Source organism: Microbacterium album (genome assembly GCF_014643695.1).
Taxonomy (GTDB): Bacteria; Actinomycetota; Actinomycetes; order Actinomycetales; family Microbacteriaceae; genus Microbacterium; species Microbacterium album.
The window spans coordinates 137938-156096 of the sequence record NZ_BMJY01000005.1; the positions used below are offsets into that span (position 1 = coordinate 137938).

Here is an 18159-nt window from a genome sequence, read left to right on the forward strand (position 1 = left end):
CAGGGCGGGCCGGGTCAGGCGGCGCCGCGCCCCGCGCGAAAGGGCGAGACCGTGGGGTCGCCGGGGATCCAGAAGCGCCACGGGTACGCGGCCGTGCCGGCGATGCCCGCGACGCCCACGCGCGGGCCGGAGGCCACGTCCGCCAGCGGCTCGTCGCGCAGGAGAAGGCGCGCCGTGGCGTCGGCCCGCGGCTCGCCCGCGACCGCGTCGATGCCGTCGTGCACCGGATGGCGCAGACCCATCGCGTCGCCGAGGCGACCGGGCCCGCGGGCCAGGTCGCGATCCGTGCGGGCCACTCCCCTCCGCTCCCGGCGCCGCCGCGCGACATCGGCACCGCGGACGATCTGCCCCGCCCGCAGCAGCACGCCGTCGCCACGGCCCGCGGGGCCGCACACGACGTTGACGCAGGAGTGGATGCCGTGGCTCAGGTAGACGTACAGGTGCCCGGCCTCGCCCCACATCGTCGCGTTGCGCGCCGTGGGACCCATCCGGGCGTGCGAGCCGGGATCGGCCACGTCGCCCGAGCCGAGCCCGTGGTACGCCTCCACCTCGGTGATGCGCACCGTGACGACGCCGTCGGGCAGCGTGGTCTCGAGCAGGCCGCCCAGCAGCCGCGGCGCGACATCCACCGGCAGCCCGGCGAGTTCCTCGCGGGCGGCGGGGTGATGTCCCTCCCCCACCGCGCTCACCACGGTCCCGTCGCGCACCAGCTGATGTCGAACCCCGGCAGCACGGACACCGGCTCGCCCGTGTCGAGCTCGACGATGTGCGTCTCGAGCTCGCGCGGCATCGGCTGCTGGGCCAGGTCATAGGGGTTGTCGATGAGCTGCGGCGCGACGAGCGCGGCGACGTACCGTCCGCTCGGGGACACGCACGCGTGCAGCAGTGCGTCGTCGGAGCCGACCTCGAACAGCTCGCGCACGGCGCCGTCCTCCCCCACATGCGCGAGCAGCTGCGCCTCGGGCCGGCTCGGGTCGAGCATCCGCATGTACTGCCGCACGGTGCCGCCGCGCCCGTCCTCCCCTCCCGGCACGGGGATCACGGTGCCGAGCACTCCCAGTTCCCGCTCGGGTTCCACGAGCGGCTCCTCCTGCCCGCTCGTGAGGTCGAGCTCGACGATCCCCGCCTCGATCCGCTCGATCACCGCCGTGTAGGTGCCCCGCGTGACGGCGTCGATCGTGATCGCGCTGCCGAGCGGCGCGGGCCCGGCGTCGCTCTCCGGGTCGGTGAGGATCAGGTCTCCCGCGAAGTCGATCAGCAGCAGCGCCGACGAGTCGGGCACGAAGCGCCAGCGGTCGACGCTGGGGGCCTCGCCGCCGATCTCGACGGGCACCGGATCGGAATCGGGATCCCCGAGCTCGGAGGTGAAGAGCACGCTCGCGTGTCCGACGCCGCCCGGATCGGAGTAGGTGTAGCCGACGCGGTCGCCGCGCTGCGACACCTGCAGTCCCTGCACGATGCCGCGCCCGGGCAGCCTCACCTCGGCCGCACCCGACCCGTCGCGCCGCATGACGTGGAGAGCGGATGCCCCGTCCTCCACGGTCGCCACGACGAGCCGCGTCGACGTGGCACGGAAGTCGTCGATCTCGGGGCTCGTGAACACCCGCACGGGATCGGATCCGTCGACGCCGCTGCGGACGATCGCGTCGTCTCCGTCGGGGTCGCGCTGGAGCAGGAAGACCTCCGCGGGCGGCGTGCGGAACGTGGTCTCGAGCGTCGCGGGCGGACCGCCGCCCACCGACCGCACGCCGCCGACCGTGACGCGGTACTCGGTGTCGTCGTCGAGCGGCACGGTGAAGCGCACGCCCACGCTGCGCCCCGCCGCATCGACGGTGAAGGGCGCCTCGGGCTCGACGGTCACCTGCGCGGGGTCGAACTCCGCGAGCGCCTGGTTGACCGTGAGGATCACGCGCGTGCCCGACACCTCGACCGCGGCCGCGGGGTCCGCCTGCACGCTCGTGAGCCGCGGGCCCTGCGCGAGGCTCACGGCCGCGCCCGCACCGCCGAGCGCGACGAGCACCGCCAGCACGCCGGCCAGCGTGAGCGCGAAGCGCCGCCGGCGCGCCCCGCGTCGTGATCGCCGGGACGCCGGTCGCGCCTCAGTACTCATACGGGTCGTCCGGCTCCGGGATCGCGGCGATCTCGCGCGGCTGGATGACGAGCCCGCCGGAGGCGTCGGTCGTGACCACGCCGTCGACCTCCACCCAGTCCCCGACGTCGACCGCACCCTCCCAGCCCGGCGAGACGACGGGCACGGATGCCGGCTGCGCGTCGATCACGCAGTGGGTGATCACGAGACGGCCCAGACGCAGCACGTCGCCGTCGCCGTCCTGCGGCGTCACGAACCCGCTGAGAGTCACGCGCGTGCCCTCGAAGGTGTCGGGGCTCGTCGCGGTCGCGAAGACGGCCGACCATTGACCCACGCCGAAGTCCGACGGGTCCGAGCTCGCGGCCAGCCGCACGGTGTCGGCGCCCGCGAACAGCGGCGCCGTCCCGGTGTCGCGCGCCATCGCCAGCTCGACCGACAGCGGGGCGGGAGGGAGGACGAGCGACGCCACGACGATGCCGGACGCCAGCACCCCGCCGACCGCCACCGCGACGTGCGTGCGCGGGGCGTGCGCCTGGCGGATCCGCTGTGCCGCGGTGTCCTCGCGGTGGTCGTGGTCGTCGTCGTGCGGAGGATGGGACGCGGGCGCCGGCACCGCCCCCTCGTGCGGCTCGTGTCCGTGGTCGTGGCCGTGATCGTCCTCGCCTCCGAGCGGGAGCAGGAACGACAGCACGGTCCCCACCAACGCCACGACCGCCATGCCCACCGCGAACCAGGCCTGGTCCGGGTTGATGTAGAGCGAGAGCCGGCCGGTGATCGCGAGGCTCAGCGTCACGACCGACACGGCGGCCGCGAGCCCCGCGCCGAGCCAGCGCGTCCCGATGGAGCGGAGCCCGCGGGCTCCGAGCAGTTCACGCAAGGAGATTCACCCCGATCCCGATCGCGAAGGACGCCAGCAGCACGACCGCCACGATGCCCGCGAGCGTGCGCGTGGTGAAGGTCGTGCGCATGAGCGCGAGCATCTTGACGTCGACGAGGGGGCCGACCAGCAGGAACACGACGAGCGATCCGGGCGAGAACGTCGACGCGAAGGAGAGCGCGAAGAAGGAGTCGACGTTCGAGCAGATCGCGACGGTCATCGCGAGCGCCGTCATCGCGACGATCGACAGCACGGGGTTCGACCCGATCGCGAGCAGCGTGTCCCGCGGGACGACGACCTGCACGGCGCCCGCGATGCCCGAGCCGATCACGAGCGCCGGCATGACCGCGCGCAGCTCGACGATGAACTGCGCGAGGCTGCGGCGGCCCCGCGCTCCGGTGTCCGTCGCGACGATCTCGCACGTGTCGAGGAATCGTCCCGTCAGCAGCGAGGCGGGATCCGGGTGGCGGCTGTAGATCCAGCCGATCAGGTTGGCGATGACCCATCCGCCGACGATGCGGACGACGAGGATACCGCTGTCCCAGCCGAATGCCGCGTGGGTCGTGATGATGACGATCGGATTGACGATGGGCGCGGCGACGAGGAACGTGAGCGCCTCGGCGGGGCTGATCCCGCGCATGATCAGCCCGCGGGCGAAGGGCAGGTTGCCGCACTCGCAGACCGGGATCAGCATCCCCAGCAGCGACAGCACGGCCCGTCTCGCCCATGCCCGACGAGGCATCCATCGCTCGATCACGCTCGCGGGCAGCCACACCTGGACGCCGATCGACAGGACGACGCCGAGCATGACGAAGGGCAGCGACTCGATCAGCACGCTGAGCGCGAGCGTGAGCCCGTCCTGCAGCCGCGAGGGCAGCGCCTGCGGGAAGAGCGCGGGCGCGAAGACGTCGAGCGCGATCAGCACGACGACGGCCACGACGCCCAGCCCGAGCGCCGCGAGCGCCCGGGTGCGCCCGGGGCCCGCACCCCGGGTCGGCGGCGCCCCGCGGCGCAGGGTGCTCTCCTGCGTCGTCGTCATGCCCTCGCTGCGGCGCACGAGCGGCACAGACCGAAGATGTCGACGACGTGCTCGGCCTCGGTGAACCCGTGCTGGGTCGCGGTCTCGCGGGCCCACTGCTCGACGGCCGTCGCCTCGATCTCGACCGCGAGGCCGCACGAGCGGCAGATCAGGTGGTGGTGGTGTCCCTCCATCGCGCAGGCGCGGTAGAGGGCCTCGCCCTCGGGGCTCTGCAGCGAGTCGGCCTCACCGGACGCGGCGAGACCGGCGAGCGCGCGATAGACCGTGGCGAGCCCGATTCCCGTGTTCTCATCGCGCAGCGTCGCGTGCAGCGCCTGCGCGCTGACGAAGCCGCGCGCCTCCGCGAGCGCATCGCGCACGCGCTCGCGCTGCCACGTGTTCCGCTGGCCGACCATGGGGACGAGTCTATGACGCCGGCCCCGGCGTCGCCTGGGCGCCCCCTGGCCGCCGGGCGACGGCGAGGCGCTGCGCCCGCTCCCGGCGCGCCGCGATGACGCGGCACACGACGTAGATGAGGAACGAGATCGTGGTGATGTACGGACTGACGGGCAGCGTGCCGGCGATCGCGAGCAGGATGCCGCCCACGGCCGACACGAACCCGAACAGCGCCGCCAGCAGCGGCACCGCGAGCGGCCCGTGGCTGACGCGCATCGCGGCGGCCGCGGGGGTGACGAGCAGCGCCATGACGAGCAGCGCGCCGATGATGTGCACGGCGACGGCCACGATCAACCCGAGCAGCAGCATGAACACGAGGCTGACGGTCCGTGTGGGCACGCCCCGGGCGGCCGCGGACTGCGCGTCGAGCGAGTCGAAGCGCAGCGGGTTCCACACGATCAGCAGGCCGACCAGCACCACCAGGGAGATGCCGATGAGCCACCCGAGGTTCGGCGTCGACACCGACACGATCTGCCCCGTCAGCAGGCTGAAGCGGTTCGCGCTGCGCCCCTCGTAGAGCGAGAGGAACAGGATCCCGAGGCCGAGTCCGAACGGCATGAGCACGCCCACGATCGAGTTGCGGTCGCGGGCGCGCGTCCCGAGCACGCCGATGATCGCCGCCGCGGCGACCGCGCCCGCAAGCGAGCCGGCCACGACGCTGCCGCCGAACAGCAGCGCGGCGGCGGCGCCGGCGAAGGACAGCTCGCTCACGCCGTGCACCGCGAAGGCCATGTCGCGCTGCATGACGAACACGCCGATGAGGCCGCCGACGATGCCGAGCACGGCTGCCGCGATCACGGAGTTGGCCACGAGCTGCAGCAGCGCGCCGTAGTTCTCGAACGACAGTACGTCGCTCCACTGCAGCGACAGCACGCGCGCGACGGGGGCCGCGAGAGCGGGCGCGAGGACGGCCTGGCTCATAGGATCGCCTCCCCCGCGCCGGGAGCATCGTGGTCGTGGTGGTGGTGCGGCTCGGCGTCCGGGATGCCGACGACGACGAGCCGGTCCCCCGCGTGGAGCACGTGGACGGGCGTGCCGTAGAGGTCCGTGAGCACGTCCGAGCGCAGCACCTCCGCGGGCGTCCCGAGCGTGAAGCGGCCGCCCGCGATGTAGAGGACGCGGTCGACGCGATCCAGGATCGGATTGACGTCGTGGGTCACGAACAGGACGGCGGCGTCGCGCTCGCGTCGCTCGCGATCGATGATGGACGTCACGGCCTGCTGGTTGGCCAGGTCGAGGCTCGACAGCGGCTCGTCGCACAGCAGCAGCGCGGGGGCGTCCGCGAGGGCCTGCGCCACGCGGAGCCGCTGCTGCTCGCCGCCGCTGAGCAGGCCGACCGGGCGCTCGGCGTAGGACGTCGCTCCGACACCCGCCAGCAGCGCGTCGACGCGCTCGCGGTCGCCGCGGCGCGGGATCGGCGGCCCGAAGCGGGGCCCCTGGATGCCGAGGGCGACGAGATCCCGCGCACGCAGGCTCGTCCCGGCCGGCAGCGGCCTCTGCTGCGGGATGTACCCGATGCGGCGGTCGCCCCGGCGCGCCGGCGCCCCGCCCACCCGGATGGTGCCCGCGCTGAGCTCCTGGAGGCCCAGGATCGCGCGCAGCAGCGTCGTCTTCCCCGAGCCGCTCGGGCCCAGCACCGCGACGAACTCGCCGGGTCGGACCTGCAGATCGAGGCCGGACCACAGCTCGCGCCCCCGCAGACGCAGCGCGGCCCCCGAGACCTCGAGCACCGGGTGCTCGGGCGCGCGCGAAGACATGCCGACCAGCCTAGCTCCAGTGATAATCGTTCTCTCTCCCGGCGCGAGCGCGCCGGTACGGCCTCAGCCCTGGAGCGCGGCCTCGAGCGCGTCGATGTTCGCGCTCATCCACTCCACGTACGTCTCGTCTCCGGTGAGCACCTCGCTCAGTTCGACGACCGGCACGCCGGCGGACTCGGCGGTCTCGATCACGCGATCGGTCTCGGCACCGCCGGTCTGCGCGTTGGCGAGCACCACCGCGACCTCTCCGCTCTCGATGACCCGGATCGCGGCGAGCAGCGTGGCGGGGGCGACGTCCTGCCCCTCCTCGACCGCCTCCGCGAACCCGTCGGGCGTGACGTCGACGAGACCCGCCGACGCGGCCAGGTAGCCGCCGATCGGCTCGGTGAGGAAGACGCCGCGACCCTCGTACGCCACGGCGATCTCGTCCAGGCGCGCCTCCAGCCCCTCCAGCTCGCCGATCAGGGCGTCCCGGTTCGCGGCGAGCGTGTCGGGGTCGACCGCCCCGGGCAGCTCGCGCTCGATCTCCTCGGCGAGCGCCTCGACCAGGTGGATCATCGTGTGGGCGTCATACCAGACGTGCTCGTTGAAGCCGTCGATGTGGTTGTGCCCCTCGTGCCCGTCCTCGCCGTGGCCGTGACCGTCGTCCGCGTGTCCGTGGTCGTCCTCCGCGTGCTCGTGGTCGTCCTCCGCGTGCTCGTGCTCGCCTTCGGCGTGCTCGTGCTCGCCCTCGGCGTGATCGTGCTCGTGCTCGTGGTCGTGCTCGTCCTCCGCGTGGGCGTGCTCGTCGGCGGCGGGCGTCTCCTCGGCCGGCGCCTCCTCGGCGTGGTCGTCCTCGGCGTGACCGTGGTCGTGGCCACCCTCGCCCGGGTAGTCGTGCGAGAACTCGATCGCCGTGACGACCGGACGGTCGTCACCCTCTCCGATGAGGGCCTCCATGAAGGGGTCGTACCCTCCGCCGTTGACGATCACGAGGTCGGCCTCCTGCACGGTGAGGCGGTCGCGCGCGGTGGCCTCGTACGAGTGGGGGTCCTGCGTGGCCGTGTCGATGATCGGCGTCACCTCGACGGCGTCTCCCACGAGCGCCTGCGCGAGCGACGCGTACACGTTCGTGGACGCGACGATCACCGGGACCGGCGCGGCCTCCTCCTCCGATGCGGCACCGGCGCAGCCTGCCAGGATGACGGCGGGGACGACGAGGACGGAGGCCGAGAGGACGCGACGTGACACCATGGGCGCCAGCGTAACGCAAATGAGAATCGTTCTCTAACCGCTCCCGCTGGACGGGAGCGTGTGCGATCCGTGTCAGTCGAGCAGCAGCGCCGGCTCCTCCAGCACCGCGGCCACGTCCGCGAGGAAGCGGCTGATGCCGTCGCCGTCGACCACGCGGTGGTCGAACGAGCCCGAGACCGTCGTGACCCAGCGGGGGCGCACCTCGCCGTCCACGACCCACGGCTTCTGCCGGATGGCCCCCATCGCGACGATCGCCGACTCGCCGGGGTTGATGATCGGCGTGCCGGCGTCCATCCCGAACACGCCGATGTTCGTGATCGTGATCGTGCCGCCCTGCTGGTCCGCCGGCGTGGTCTTCCCCTCGCGGGCCGTGATGGTGAGCCGCTCGAGCGCCGCGGCGAGGTCGCGCATGCTGAGGTCCTGCGCGTCCTTGATGTTGGGCACCAGCAGGCCCCGCGGCGTCGCCGCGGCGATCCCGAGATTGACGTAGTGCCGCACGTGGATCTTCGCGCCGTCCTCGTCGTCGACCCACGCGGAGTTGATCATGGGGGTGCGACGCACCGCCCAGATGACCGCGCGCGCGACGATCAGCAGCGGCGAGACCTTGACGTCGGCGAAGTCGGGCGATGCCTTGAGGCGCTTGACGTACTCCATCGTGCGCGTGGCGTCCACGTCGGTCCATACGGACACGTGCGGGGCCGTGTAGGCCGACTTCACCATGCCGGTCGCCGTCGCCTTGCGCACGCCCTTGACGGGGATGGACTCGACCCGCGCGGCGGCGGACGCCACCGGCGCGGCCGCCGCGGCCGGCTCCGTCGGCTCGGCGGCGACGGGGATCGTCTCATCGCGCACGGAGGGCCACTCGGGAGTCGAGATGTTGCGGAACACGCTGGCCTGCTCGGCGTGCTTGACGACGTCCTCCCGGGTCACCTCACCCGCGGGGCCCGAGGGCCGCACGTCGGCGAGCTCGACGCCCAGGTCACGCGCCAGCTTGCGGATCGGCGGCTTGGCGATCACCCCGACCGACGACGCGACGGGCTTCTCGGGCGGCTTCCGGCGGCGCGTCTTGGCCTCGCCGCCCGTGCCGTATCCCACCAGCACGGACCCGCCGCCCTCCGGCTTCCGCTCCTGACCCGGTCCCGTCGGCTCGTCGACGTCCGCGTCCGCGGCGCCGTCGGCCTCGACGACCGTGATGATCGGCGCGCCGACGTCCACGGTCTCGCCCTCGGCGACCAGGAGCTCACCGACCGTGCCCGCGAAGGGGGACGGCAGCTCCACGAGCGACTTGGCAGTCTCGATCTCGGCGATCACGTCGTCGACCGCGACGGTGTCGCCCGGCGCGACGTGCCAGGACACGATCTCGGCCTCGGTGAGTCCTTCGCCGACGTCGGGGAGATGGAAGGTCTGCATCGAACGGATCCTCTGCGTCAGGGGGCGATGGTATCGCGGGTCAGTAGGCGAGCGCCCGGTCCACGGCCTCGAGCACGCGGTCGGGGTCGGGCAGGTAGACGCCCTCGAGCTTGGCGGGCGGGAAGGGCACGTCGAAGCCGGACACGCGCAGCACGGGGGCCTCGAGCGAGTAGAAAGCGCGCTCGGCGACGGTGGCGGCGATCTCGCTGCCGATGCTCGCATTCCCCGGCGCCTCCTGCGCCACGACGAGGCGACCGGTCGAGCGCACGGAGTCGAGGATGGGACCGTAGTCGATCGGCGAGAGCGAGCGCAGGTCGACGACCTCGCAGCTGGTCCCCTCGGCCTCCGCGAGCGCGGCCGCCTGCAGCAGCGTGGTCACCATGGCGCCGTGACCGACGAGGGTCACATCCGTGCCGCGACGGACGACGCGGCTGGCGTGCAGGGGCAGCGCGCGCCCCGAGGTGTCGACCTCGCCCTTCTGCCAGTACTTCGCCTTGGGCTCGAGGAAGACGACGGGGTCCGCCGACGAGATCGCGTCCTGGATCATCCAGTAGGCGTCGTTGGGCGTGGAGGGACTCACCACGCGCAGACCCGGCGTGTGCGCGAAGTACGCCTCCGGGCTCTCCTGGTGGTGCTCGACGGCGCCGATGTGGCCGCCGTAGGGGATGCGGATCACGATCGGCATCGACACGGCGCCCTCGTGCCGCGAGGTGATCTTCGCCAGCTGGGTCGTGATCTGGTCGAAGGCGGGGAACACGAAGCCGTCGAACTGGATCTCGATCACGGGACGGAAGCCCCGCATCGCGAGCCCGATCGCCGTGCCCACGATCCCCGACTCCGCCAGGGGCGTGTCGAGCACGCGGCGCTCGCCGAACTCCGCCTGCAGCCCCTCCGTCACGCGGAAGACGCCGCCCAGGCGTCCGATGTCCTCGCCCATGAGCAGCACGCGGTCGCTGCCCGCCAGGGCAGCGCGCAACCCCGCGTTCAGGGCCCTGCTGAGGGTCATGGTCTCCATGCCGGATCCGCCCATGCTCACTGGCCCTCCTCGAACGACGCCTCGTACTCCGCGAGCCACCGGCGCTGCTCCTCCATGAGGGGGTGCGGCTCGGAGTACACGTGCGCGAACATGCTGTCGGGCGCGGGTTCGGGAAGCTGCGTGGTACGCGCGCGGGCGTCGGCCGCGACGTCCGCGGCCTCCTCGTCGACGTCCGCGAAGAACGCCTCGGACGCGCCGCGGCCCTCGAGGTACGCGCGCATGCGGGCGATCGGATCGCGCGCCTCCCACGCACGCTCCTCGTCGCTCGTGCGGTACTTGGTCGGGTCGTCGCTCGTGGTGTGCGCTCCCATCCGGTACGTCACGGCCTCGATCGCGCGCGGCCCCTCGCCCGCGCGGGCCTCGTCGAGCGCCACGCGCGAGACCGCGTAGCTCGCCAGCACGTCGTTGCCGTCGACGCGGATGCTCTCCATCCCGTAGCCGGCGGCGCGCTCCGCCAGCGGCACGGGGGACTGCGTCGAGACCGGCACGGAGATCGCCCAGTGGTTGTTCTGCAGGAAGAACACCTGCGGCGTCCGGTAGCTCGCCGCGAACACCATCGCCTCGTGCACATCGCCCTGGCTCGACGCCCCGTCGCCGTAGTACACGATCACCGCCTGGTCGCGCGCCGGATCGCCGGTCGCGTGCCCGCCGTCGAACGCGATCCCCATCGCGTACCCCGTCGCGTGCAGCGTCTGCGATCCGAGCACGAGCGTGTAGAGGTGCGTGTTGCCGTTCTTCGGATCGGTCGGGTCCCAACCGCCGTGGCTCACGCCGCGCATCAGCTTGACGATGTCGACCGGGTCGACGCCACGGATGCGGCACACGACGTGCTCGCGGTACGAGGGGAACACGTGGTCCTGCGGGCGGGCGGCGCGCGCCGAGCCCACCTGCGCGGCCTCCTGGCCCTGCGAAGGCGGCCACAGGGCGAGCTGTCCCTGCCGCTGCAGCAGGGTGGCCTGGCGATCGAAGGAGCGGATCACCGCCATGTCGCGGTAGAACTGCTCGAGCTCCCCGTCACCGAGCGCGTCGACCAGGGGCAGGTAGCGCTCCGCGCTCTCCGACGGCGCGATGGCGCCGTCGGGTGCGAGGATGCGGACGGTGGGGTCGCTCCCCGAGCCTGCGGGGAAAGTGCCTGTCTGCCGGGCGTCTGCCGAAGTCACCGTTCCACGCTATCCGGGGCCCCCGCGACCGCCGGTGAAAGACTCGGGACAACGGATCGGGCGATCCCTAGGACCTTCTCCACAGACTCATGCTCCCCGATCGATATACGCAGGCCGTCGGGGAACGCGCGCACCACGATCCCGGCGTCGTCGAACGCCCTCGCCACCCCCTCCAAGTCGTGTGTCGGCAGCCACACGAAGTTGCCCTGCGCCTCGGGCACGTCCCAGCCGATCTCTCGCAGGGCCGCGGCGAGCGCGTCGCGGCGCGCGATGATCTCCTCGACCCGCGCGCGCAGCTCGGCCTCGTGCGCGAGGCTCGCGAGCGCGGCCACCTCCGCGGTTGCCGTGACCGACAGCGGGATCGCCGTGCTGCGGGCCGCGTCGAGCACGCGCGGGTGGCCGATGGCGTAGCCCACCCGCAGGCCGGCCAGTCCGTAAGCCTTCGAGAACGTGCGCAGCACGACCACGTTGGGGTGCGCCTCGAACACGCGCGCGGCCAGCCCGTCGACCGCGTCCGGATCCGTGACGAACTCGGCGTACGCCTCGTCGAGCAGGATCAGCACGTCGGCGGGCACCCGGGCGACGAACGCCTCGAACTCGGCGGCCGTGACGATCGGGCCGGTGGGGTTGTTGGGAGAGCAGACGAGGATGCACCGCGTGCGGTCGGTGACGGCCGCGGCCATCGCGTCCAGATCGTGGCCGGAGTCGGGCCGCAACGGCACCTGCACGCTCGTCGCGCCGGCGACCAGCACGAGCCCCGGGTACGCCTCGAACGAGCGCCACGCGTACAGCACCTCGTCCCCGGGTCCGGCGACCGCCTGGATGAACTGCGCCAGCAGCGCCACGCTGCCGGCACCGACGTGCACGCCCTCGGGCTCCACCCCGTAGCGCTCGCCCAGGGCCGCGCGCAGCCGCGATGCGGTCGCGTCGGGGTAGCGATTGAACGTCGCCGCGCGGTGGACCGCCTCGATCACACCGGGGAGAGGTTCGAACGGGTTCTCGTTGCTCGACAGCTTGAACCCCGCGTCGTCGGCCTGCCGCCCCTGGCGATAGGGCGGGAGCGCCGCGATCTCGGGGCGGACGCGCGGCAGGACCGGCTCGTTCGAGGTCATGCGGGTCAGTCTATTTGCGGGGTGGGAGACTGGGTGCATGCGCTTCCTCGTCCGAGTCGTCGTGAACGCGTTCGCCATCTGGATCGTGACGCTCATCCCGGTGCTGCAGGTCGACGTCACGCCGTTCGCGCCCGGCGGCGACCTGCAGCTCGTGCTCACGCTGCTGGCCGTGGCGGCGATCTTCGCGGTCGTCAACACCGTGATCGGCACGGTCATCAAGATCGTCGCGTTCCCGCTCTACATCCTGACGCTCGGCCTGATCTCGCTCCTGATCAACGGTTTCCTGCTGTGGCTGACCGCGGCGATCACGAGCGGATGGAGCTGGGGCCTGGACGTGCACCACTTCTGGTGGGGCGTCGTGGCGGCGCTGCTGATCGGCCTCATCAACGGGGTCTTCGGCATGATCCTGCGCCCGCAGAAGAAGAAGCGCTGACCGCCGGACGCACGGGGCCCGGTGCGGGCCGGGTCAGCGGATGCGGGAGCGGATGCGGGCGGCCGCGAGCGCGGTGAAGACCACGGCGAGCGCGGCCAGGACCCCCGCGGCGAACCAGACCGGGACCGCCCAGTCGCCGACGCTGAGGGTGATGCCGTACGCGGCGTTGATGCCGTCGATCGCCGCCTGCTGACCTCCGACGAGGTCCGACAGCGCCTCGGACGTGAACTGCTGCCGCAGCAGCATGGCCGCCTGCGCGAACGGGAGCGCGCTCACGGCGTCGCGGACCGCGTCCGGGAACAGGCCCACCGCGATGTAGGCGCCCGCCACGAAGCCCGCCACGGTCCCGACGACCGTGGACAGCGCGGCGAACGAGCCGGTCGTGCGGAGGAAGGACGCGACGAATGCCCAGAGCGCGGCGAAGCCCGCCGTCGCCAGGACGATCCACCCGGCGGACGCGGCCACCGCGCCCGCCGCCAGCACCACGTCCGAGACCAGCCACAGGTAGAGCAGGGCGACGACGAGCACGACGAGCGTCACGGCGACGCCGATCAGGAAGGCCGAGGCCAGGTACCCCAGCACGAGCTGGCCGCGCCGCACGGGCGAGACGAGGAAGTCACGGAACCGGCCCGAGGCGGCATCCTCGACGAACACCGACAACGCTCCCAGCGGGGTGGTGATGGCGGACAGCGCGACGATGCCGGCGAACATCCACGCGTCCACGAAGCCGCGCACCTCGGCGTCGTCGGCGCCGGGGACGCTGTCGGCGATCGACGTGACCTGCAGGTTGCCGAGGAACAGGGCGTACAGCAGGAAGACGATCAGCGCGCCGAGCAGCGAGAAGAACACGTTGAGCGGATCGCGGAAGAACAGGCGCAGGTTGCGCGCCGTGATCGAGAGCACGACGTCCATCACGACGCCTCCGGCTCACGGCCCGTGAGCGCGAGGAACACGTCGTCCATGCGGCCATGGCGGAACTCGAAGTCCCGCACGTCGTCCCCCAGCTCGGCCAGCAGGCGGCGCGCCTCGTCGGCGCCGGCCACGCGGACAGCGCGCGTGCCCTCGGCCGTCGTGAGGGTGAGGACGCTGGACGAGTGCTGCGCGCGCAGCTCGGCGGGCGTGCCCTCCGCGACGAGCCGCCCCCGGTCGATGATCGCGACGCGGTCGGCCTCCTCGGTCTCCTCCATGTAGTGCGTCGTGAGGAACACGGTCAGCCCCGTCCGCTCGCGCAGGTCATGGATCGTGCTCCAGATGACGCGCCGGCTCGCGGGATCCAGTCCGGTCGTCGGCTCGTCGAGGAACACGATGCGCGGATCGTGCAGCAGCGCGCGGGCGATGTCGACGCGGCGGCGCTGACCCCCGGAGAGCGAGCCGTAGCGGCGGTCGAGGAAGTCGCCCAGCTCGACCAGCTCGGTCAGCAGCGCGACGCGCTCGCGCACCGCACGGCGCGACGCCAGATAGGGTCGCCCGCGCGCCGTGAGGTTCTCGCGCACCGTGAGGGCGGCATCCAGCAGCGAGTCCTGGAACACGACCCCGATCGCGCGCCTGACGGCGTCCCCGTCGCGCGTCACGTCGTGGCCCGCCACGGTGAGGGTGCCCGCGTCGAAGCCGAGCACGGTCGTCAGGCACCCGATGGTCGTCGACTTGCCGGCCCCGTTCGTGCCGAGGAAGGCGAACGTGCTGCCCTCCGGCACGTCGAAGGAAATGTCGTCGACCGCCGTGATCCCCCGGTACCGCTTCGTCAGGCCGTCGACGGTCACGCTCGCGGACATGCGCTGGGCTCCTCACAGGACGGCACGGAAGGGACGGCGCGGACGGGATGGCGGTTGGGGCGATCCGGCGGCACGATAGCAGACCGAGGTGACCCGCCCGGGTCGTGGGAAGCGGGACCCCCGATCCGTCGGCGGCCCTGCCCGCCGTCACTCCCGGGCGTCGCTCACGCGCTCGGCGGCGTACTCCGTCGCGACGATCTCCCGCGCGCCCGCGAGCGCGTCGAGGTGCCGTTCGCGTGCGGCGGCGACCCGGGGGTCGCCGGATGCGTCGACCTGGGCGGCCAGGTCGACGTACGCGTCCATGCGGTGGGCGGGCATCGTGACGTCCCCCGGCCAGGCGAGCGGTTCCCGCACCGCCTCGGCGACGAAGCTCTGCGGCGATCCGTTCGCGACGGGCGCCCCGCCGCCGGCGAGCGCGACGACGGGATCGTCGCGGTACCGCATCGTGACGTTGAGCGTCGACGCTCCGGCCATGACGGCCGTGGGCGCGCCGAACGTGACGAGCGTGCGCACGTCGTAGCGGCCCTCGATCGCCATGCGCCCCGCGATCATCGCGCCCTGTGAGAAGCCGTACAGGTGCACCGTGTCGCCGAGGCGCGCCCCCGCGTCCGCGAGCGCCCGCTCGACCGCCTGCTGCGACGCCGACGTGCGCCCGCCGTACAGCTCGAGGTTGGAGCGCATGTCCCACGCCTCGCCCGGATCCGGCCCCAGCCCGCCGGCCGTGCCGCCGACGTAGGCCGCGAACTGCTGCGATCCGTCGGCGAAGACGTGCCGCTCGACGCGCACGCGGGCGTCGTCGCCGGGGATCCGGGAGGCCACCTCGGCGAGCGACCCGGCGGCCGCAGCCGCGCGGCGGGACAGCGCCGTCACGCGCACGGCCTCCTCGCTCCCCCGCGGCGCACCCCGCGCGGATCCCGGCGCAGGCGCGTGGACGACGCCCCTCCCGAGGACGCGCACGGCGCCCGCGGCTCCCCACACGGCCACGGGGCCGAGGACCCCCGCGACCGGAAGCCCTCCGAGCGTCGCCTGCCGCGCCAGCTCGTCGTCCCAGCCGGTCTCCCACCGGCGCCAGAGCCGGTCGCTCTCGGCGATCGCGGCCGGGCTGCGGGCGGCGATCGCCGCGAGCCGCTGCTCGAGCGCGCGGGCCTCCTCGGCCCGCGCGGGCGCGCCGGTGCCACCCGCCACCAGCACCGCGAGGCGCGCCCGCGTCTCCACCGCGTCGTAGACGTCGGCGGCCAGCCGCAGCTCGTCCGCCACGCGGCGCACCTGCACGGCGAGCTCGGCGGCGTGCGCGGCGGCGTCCCGGGCCAGGGGCGCATCCAGCACCGCCACGCCGACCGCGGCCCACCCCGCCGTCGCGACCGTGTCGAACCGCTCGGCGATCCCGGCGAGCCGGGCTGCGGCGTCGCGCAGGCTCTGCGGATCGACCGCCACGGCACCGCCCGACGCGATCTCGAGGCTCATCCCGACCCGTCCACCGGGAAGAGCGCGTACGCACTCTGCCCCGCGACGCCGCGGGCGGCCGAGGCGAGGCGCACGTCGAGCCGCACGGCTTCCGCGCGGAGCTCACCCGCCCGCAGGTGGAACCGCTCCGCAGCGGACGCGCGCCACTCCAGGTCGGGCAGCAGCGCGTCGAGCGCGGTGAGCGCGGCGGCGACCTCCTCTCTCGCCCTGACCAGCAGAGCGTGCGCCTGCGCCGCGGCCGCGACGATGTCCGCATCTGCCCCCATGTCCCCAGCGTGGGCGACGGCGCGTCGGCGGCGGGCGGGATCCGCCCCTTCCGGGCATGAGCCGCCGGTTCCGCCGGCCTGGGGACGAGGGGTCGCGGCGCGCCCGGACGGGCGGCCCGTCCGCCCCGGGGAGGCGCGACGCCGCCGTCCCAGGCAGAATGAGCGCATGACCGGCCAGCACCCGTTCCGCGTCGTCTTCGTCTGCACGGGCAACATCTGCCGCTCGCCCATGGCGGAGGTCGTCTTCCGGCATCTCGCGCACAGCAGGGGGATGGGCGATCTCGTCGTCTCCCGCAGCGCCGGCACCGGCGACTGGCACGTCGGGGAGCGGGCCGACAGCCGCACGCTCGCGGCTCTGGCCCGCCGCGGCTACGACGGCTCGGCGCACCGCGCGCGGCAGTTCGACCTCAGCGCGTTCCGGGACAACGACCTCGTCATCGCGCTCGACCGCACACACGAGCGGATCCTGCGGCAGTGGGCGCGCGACGAGGACGACCGCGATCGCGTCTCGCTGCTGCTGTCGTTCGATCCGTCGGCGACCGTCCCGGACGTGCCCGACCCGTACTACGCCGACGAGACGGCTTTCGACGACGTGCTCGCTATGATCGAAAGCGCCAGCCTGGCGCTGTTCCGCCAGCTCGAACCGGCGATCCGACCGCCTCGAACCGGAGGAATCTCCTGACCTCTCTGCCAGCCCAGCCCCTCAGCCCCCTCGACGGCCGCTACCGTGCGGCCGTCTCGCCCCTCGCCGACTACCTGTCGGAGGCGGGCCTGAACCGGGCCCGCGTCGAGGTGGAGGTCGAGTGGCTCATCACGCTCACCAACAACTCCCTCTTCGGCACGAGGCCCCTGACGCAGGACGAGAAGTTCCAGCTGCGCACGCTCTACCTCGCGTTCGGGCAGGAGGAGATCGACTGGCTCGCGGAGCGCGAGGCCGTCACGCGCCACGACGTCAAGGCGGTCGAGTACCTCGTGCGCGACCGGCTCTCGACCCTGGGCCTGGACCGGATCGCCGAGCTCACCCATTTCGCGTGCACCAGCGAGGACATCAACTCGCTCGCGTACGCGCTCACGGTCAAGCGCGCGATCTGCGAGGTGTGGCTGCCGGCGTACCGCGGCGTCATCGAGAAGCTGCGCGCGCTCGCGCTGCAGCACGCGGACGCGCCGATGCTCGCGCGCACGCACGGCCAGCCGGCGACGCCCACGACGATGGGCAAGGAGCTCGGCGTCTTCGTGTGGCGCCTCGAGCGCGTGCTGGCCCAGCTCGAGAAGGGCGAGTACCTGGGGAAGTTCTCCGGCGCGACGGGCACGTGGTCCGCCCACCTCGCGGCCGAGCCCCGGGTGGCATGGCCCAACCTCGCACGCGAGTTCGTCGAGGCGCTGGGCCTGACGTTCAACCCGCTGACGACGCAGATCGAGTCGCACGACTGGCAGGTCGAGCTGTACGACCGGGTGCGGCACGCGGGCGGGATCCTGCACAACCTCGCGACCGACGTCTGGACGTACATCTCGCTCGGCTACTTCGCGCAGATCCCCGTCGCCGGCGCCACGGGCTCCTCGACGATGCCGCACAAGATCAACCCGATCCGGTTCGAGAACGCCGAGGCGAACCTCGAGCTGTCCTCGGCGCTGCTGTCGTCGCTCGCGCAGACCCTCGTGACCTCGCGCCTGCAGCGAGACCTGACCGACTCGACGACCCAGCGGAACATCGGCGTCGCTCTCGGCCACTCGCTGCTCGCGCTCGACAACCTCACGCGCGGCCTCGGCGAGATCTCCCTGTCGCGCGACGTGCTGCTGGCCGACCTCGACGCCAACTGGGAGGTCCTGGGCGAGGCGATCCAGACGGTCGTCCGCGCCGAGGTGACCGCCGGCCGGTCGTCCATCAGCGATCCCTACGCACTGCTCAAGGAGCTCACCCGGGGCCGCCGCGTCGGGCCCGAGGACCTGGCGGAGTTCGTGCGCGGGCTCGACATCGGCGAGGAGGCCAAGCAGCGCCTCCTCGAGCTCACGCCCGCCACCTACACCGGCCTGGCCGAGCAGCTCACGCGCTCCAAGCTCTGACCCGCGGCCGCTCGG

General features: G+C 73.0%; 19 protein-coding genes. 3 read left to right on the plus strand and 16 right to left on the minus strand.

What is annotated here, in order from left to right; translation table 11 throughout:
• Positions 1 to 14: 14 nt before the first annotated feature.
• The 12 genes from IEX37_RS08105 to IEX37_RS08160 form a co-directional block, all read right to left on the minus strand.
• Positions 15 to 707, minus strand: a complete 693-nt coding sequence (locus IEX37_RS08105; RefSeq protein WP_373286259.1) for a DNA-3-methyladenine glycosylase — start codon at positions 705 to 707, stop codon at positions 15 to 17.
• A complete protein-coding gene (locus IEX37_RS08110; protein ID WP_188755759.1) occupies positions 686 to 2110 on the minus strand; it encodes a TolB-like translocation protein in 1425 nt (474 codons plus the stop codon). Before IEX37_RS08110 ends, IEX37_RS08105 begins: the two co-directional genes overlap by 22 nt.
• Positions 2100 to 2966, minus strand: a complete 867-nt coding sequence (locus IEX37_RS08115) for a TIGR03943 family putative permease subunit (protein ID WP_229663153.1) — start codon at positions 2964 to 2966, stop codon at positions 2100 to 2102. Before IEX37_RS08115 ends, IEX37_RS08110 begins: the two co-directional genes overlap by 11 nt.
• Complete coding sequence (locus tag IEX37_RS08120) at positions 2959 to 4005, minus strand: permease (RefSeq protein ID WP_188755834.1); 1047 nt, start codon at positions 4003 to 4005, stop codon at positions 2959 to 2961. Before IEX37_RS08120 ends, IEX37_RS08115 begins: the two co-directional genes overlap by 8 nt.
• A complete protein-coding gene (locus tag IEX37_RS08125; RefSeq protein ID WP_188755760.1) occupies positions 4002 to 4400 on the minus strand; it encodes a Fur family transcriptional regulator in 399 nt (132 codons plus the stop codon). Before IEX37_RS08125 ends, IEX37_RS08120 begins: the two co-directional genes overlap by 4 nt.
• A gap of 10 nt (positions 4401 to 4410) precedes the next feature.
• Positions 4411 to 5361 carry a metal ABC transporter permease gene (locus IEX37_RS08130; RefSeq protein WP_188755761.1) on the minus strand — a complete coding sequence of 317 codons (951 nt, stop codon included), beginning with the start codon at positions 5359 to 5361 and terminating at the stop codon, positions 4411 to 4413.
• Positions 5358 to 6197 carry a metal ABC transporter ATP-binding protein gene (locus IEX37_RS08135; protein WP_188755762.1) on the minus strand — a complete coding sequence of 280 codons (840 nt, stop codon included), beginning with the start codon at positions 6195 to 6197 and terminating at the stop codon, positions 5358 to 5360. Before IEX37_RS08135 ends, IEX37_RS08130 begins: the two co-directional genes overlap by 4 nt.
• A gap of 63 nt (positions 6198 to 6260) precedes the next feature.
• Positions 6261 to 7430 (minus strand): metal ABC transporter solute-binding protein, Zn/Mn family, encoded by a 1170-nt coding sequence (locus IEX37_RS08140; protein ID WP_229663155.1) that lies wholly within the window; start codon positions 7428 to 7430, stop codon positions 6261 to 6263.
• A 72-nt stretch (positions 7431 to 7502) separates the two neighbouring features.
• On the minus strand, positions 7503 to 8840 hold the full coding sequence (locus IEX37_RS08145; protein WP_188755763.1) for a dihydrolipoamide acetyltransferase family protein: 1338 nt from the start codon (positions 8838 to 8840) through the stop codon (positions 7503 to 7505).
• A gap of 40 nt (positions 8841 to 8880) precedes the next feature.
• Positions 8881 to 9870 (minus strand): alpha-ketoacid dehydrogenase subunit beta, encoded by a 990-nt coding sequence (locus tag IEX37_RS08150; protein WP_229663161.1) that lies wholly within the window; start codon positions 9868 to 9870, stop codon positions 8881 to 8883.
• A 2-nt stretch (positions 9871 to 9872) separates the two neighbouring features.
• Positions 9873 to 11036: a pyruvate dehydrogenase (acetyl-transferring) E1 component subunit alpha gene (gene pdhA, locus IEX37_RS08155; RefSeq protein WP_188755764.1), complete on the minus strand. Its 1164-nt coding sequence runs from the start codon at positions 11034 to 11036 to the stop codon at positions 9873 to 9875.
• Positions 11033 to 12148: a histidinol-phosphate transaminase gene (locus tag IEX37_RS08160; RefSeq protein WP_188755765.1), complete on the minus strand. Its 1116-nt coding sequence runs from the start codon at positions 12146 to 12148 to the stop codon at positions 11033 to 11035. Before IEX37_RS08160 ends, pdhA begins: the two co-directional genes overlap by 4 nt.
• Positions 12149 to 12185: 37 nt before the next feature.
• Here IEX37_RS08160 and IEX37_RS08165 point away from each other — a divergent pair, with 37 nt between their 5' ends.
• Positions 12186 to 12581: a phage holin family protein gene (locus tag IEX37_RS08165; protein WP_188755766.1), complete on the plus strand. Its 396-nt coding sequence runs from the start codon at positions 12186 to 12188 to the stop codon at positions 12579 to 12581.
• Positions 12582 to 12614: 33 nt separating this feature from the next.
• Here the strand turns inward: IEX37_RS08165 and IEX37_RS08170 are convergent, their stop codons facing one another.
• The 4 genes from IEX37_RS08170 to IEX37_RS08185 all read right to left on the minus strand — a co-directional run bounded on the left by IEX37_RS08170 (position 12615) and on the right by IEX37_RS08185 (position 16083).
• Positions 12615 to 13493 (minus strand): ABC transporter permease, encoded by an 879-nt coding sequence (locus IEX37_RS08170; protein ID WP_188755767.1) that lies wholly within the window; start codon positions 13491 to 13493, stop codon positions 12615 to 12617.
• Positions 13493 to 14353: an ABC transporter ATP-binding protein gene (locus IEX37_RS08175; protein ID WP_188755768.1), complete on the minus strand. Its 861-nt coding sequence runs from the start codon at positions 14351 to 14353 to the stop codon at positions 13493 to 13495. Before IEX37_RS08175 ends, IEX37_RS08170 begins: the two co-directional genes overlap by 1 nt.
• Positions 14354 to 14500: 147 nt before the next feature.
• Positions 14501 to 15817 carry a hypothetical protein gene (locus IEX37_RS08180; RefSeq protein ID WP_188755769.1) on the minus strand — a complete coding sequence of 439 codons (1317 nt, stop codon included), beginning with the start codon at positions 15815 to 15817 and terminating at the stop codon, positions 14501 to 14503.
• Positions 15814 to 16083, minus strand: coding sequence for a hypothetical protein (locus IEX37_RS08185; RefSeq protein WP_188755770.1), 270 nt, complete (start codon positions 16081 to 16083; stop codon positions 15814 to 15816). The genes IEX37_RS08180 and IEX37_RS08185 overlap by 4 nt, the downstream gene beginning before the upstream one ends.
• Before the next feature lie 166 nt (positions 16084 to 16249).
• Here IEX37_RS08185 and IEX37_RS08190 point away from each other — a divergent pair, with 166 nt between their 5' ends.
• Positions 16250 to 16765 carry a low molecular weight protein-tyrosine-phosphatase gene (locus tag IEX37_RS08190; RefSeq protein WP_188755771.1) on the plus strand — a complete coding sequence of 172 codons (516 nt, stop codon included), beginning with the start codon at positions 16250 to 16252 and terminating at the stop codon, positions 16763 to 16765.
• Positions 16762 to 18144 carry an adenylosuccinate lyase gene (gene purB / locus IEX37_RS08195; protein WP_188755837.1) on the plus strand — a complete coding sequence of 461 codons (1383 nt, stop codon included), beginning with the start codon at positions 16762 to 16764 and terminating at the stop codon, positions 18142 to 18144. Before IEX37_RS08190 ends, purB begins: the two co-directional genes overlap by 4 nt.
• The last annotated feature ends 15 nt before the right edge of the window (positions 18145 to 18159 follow it).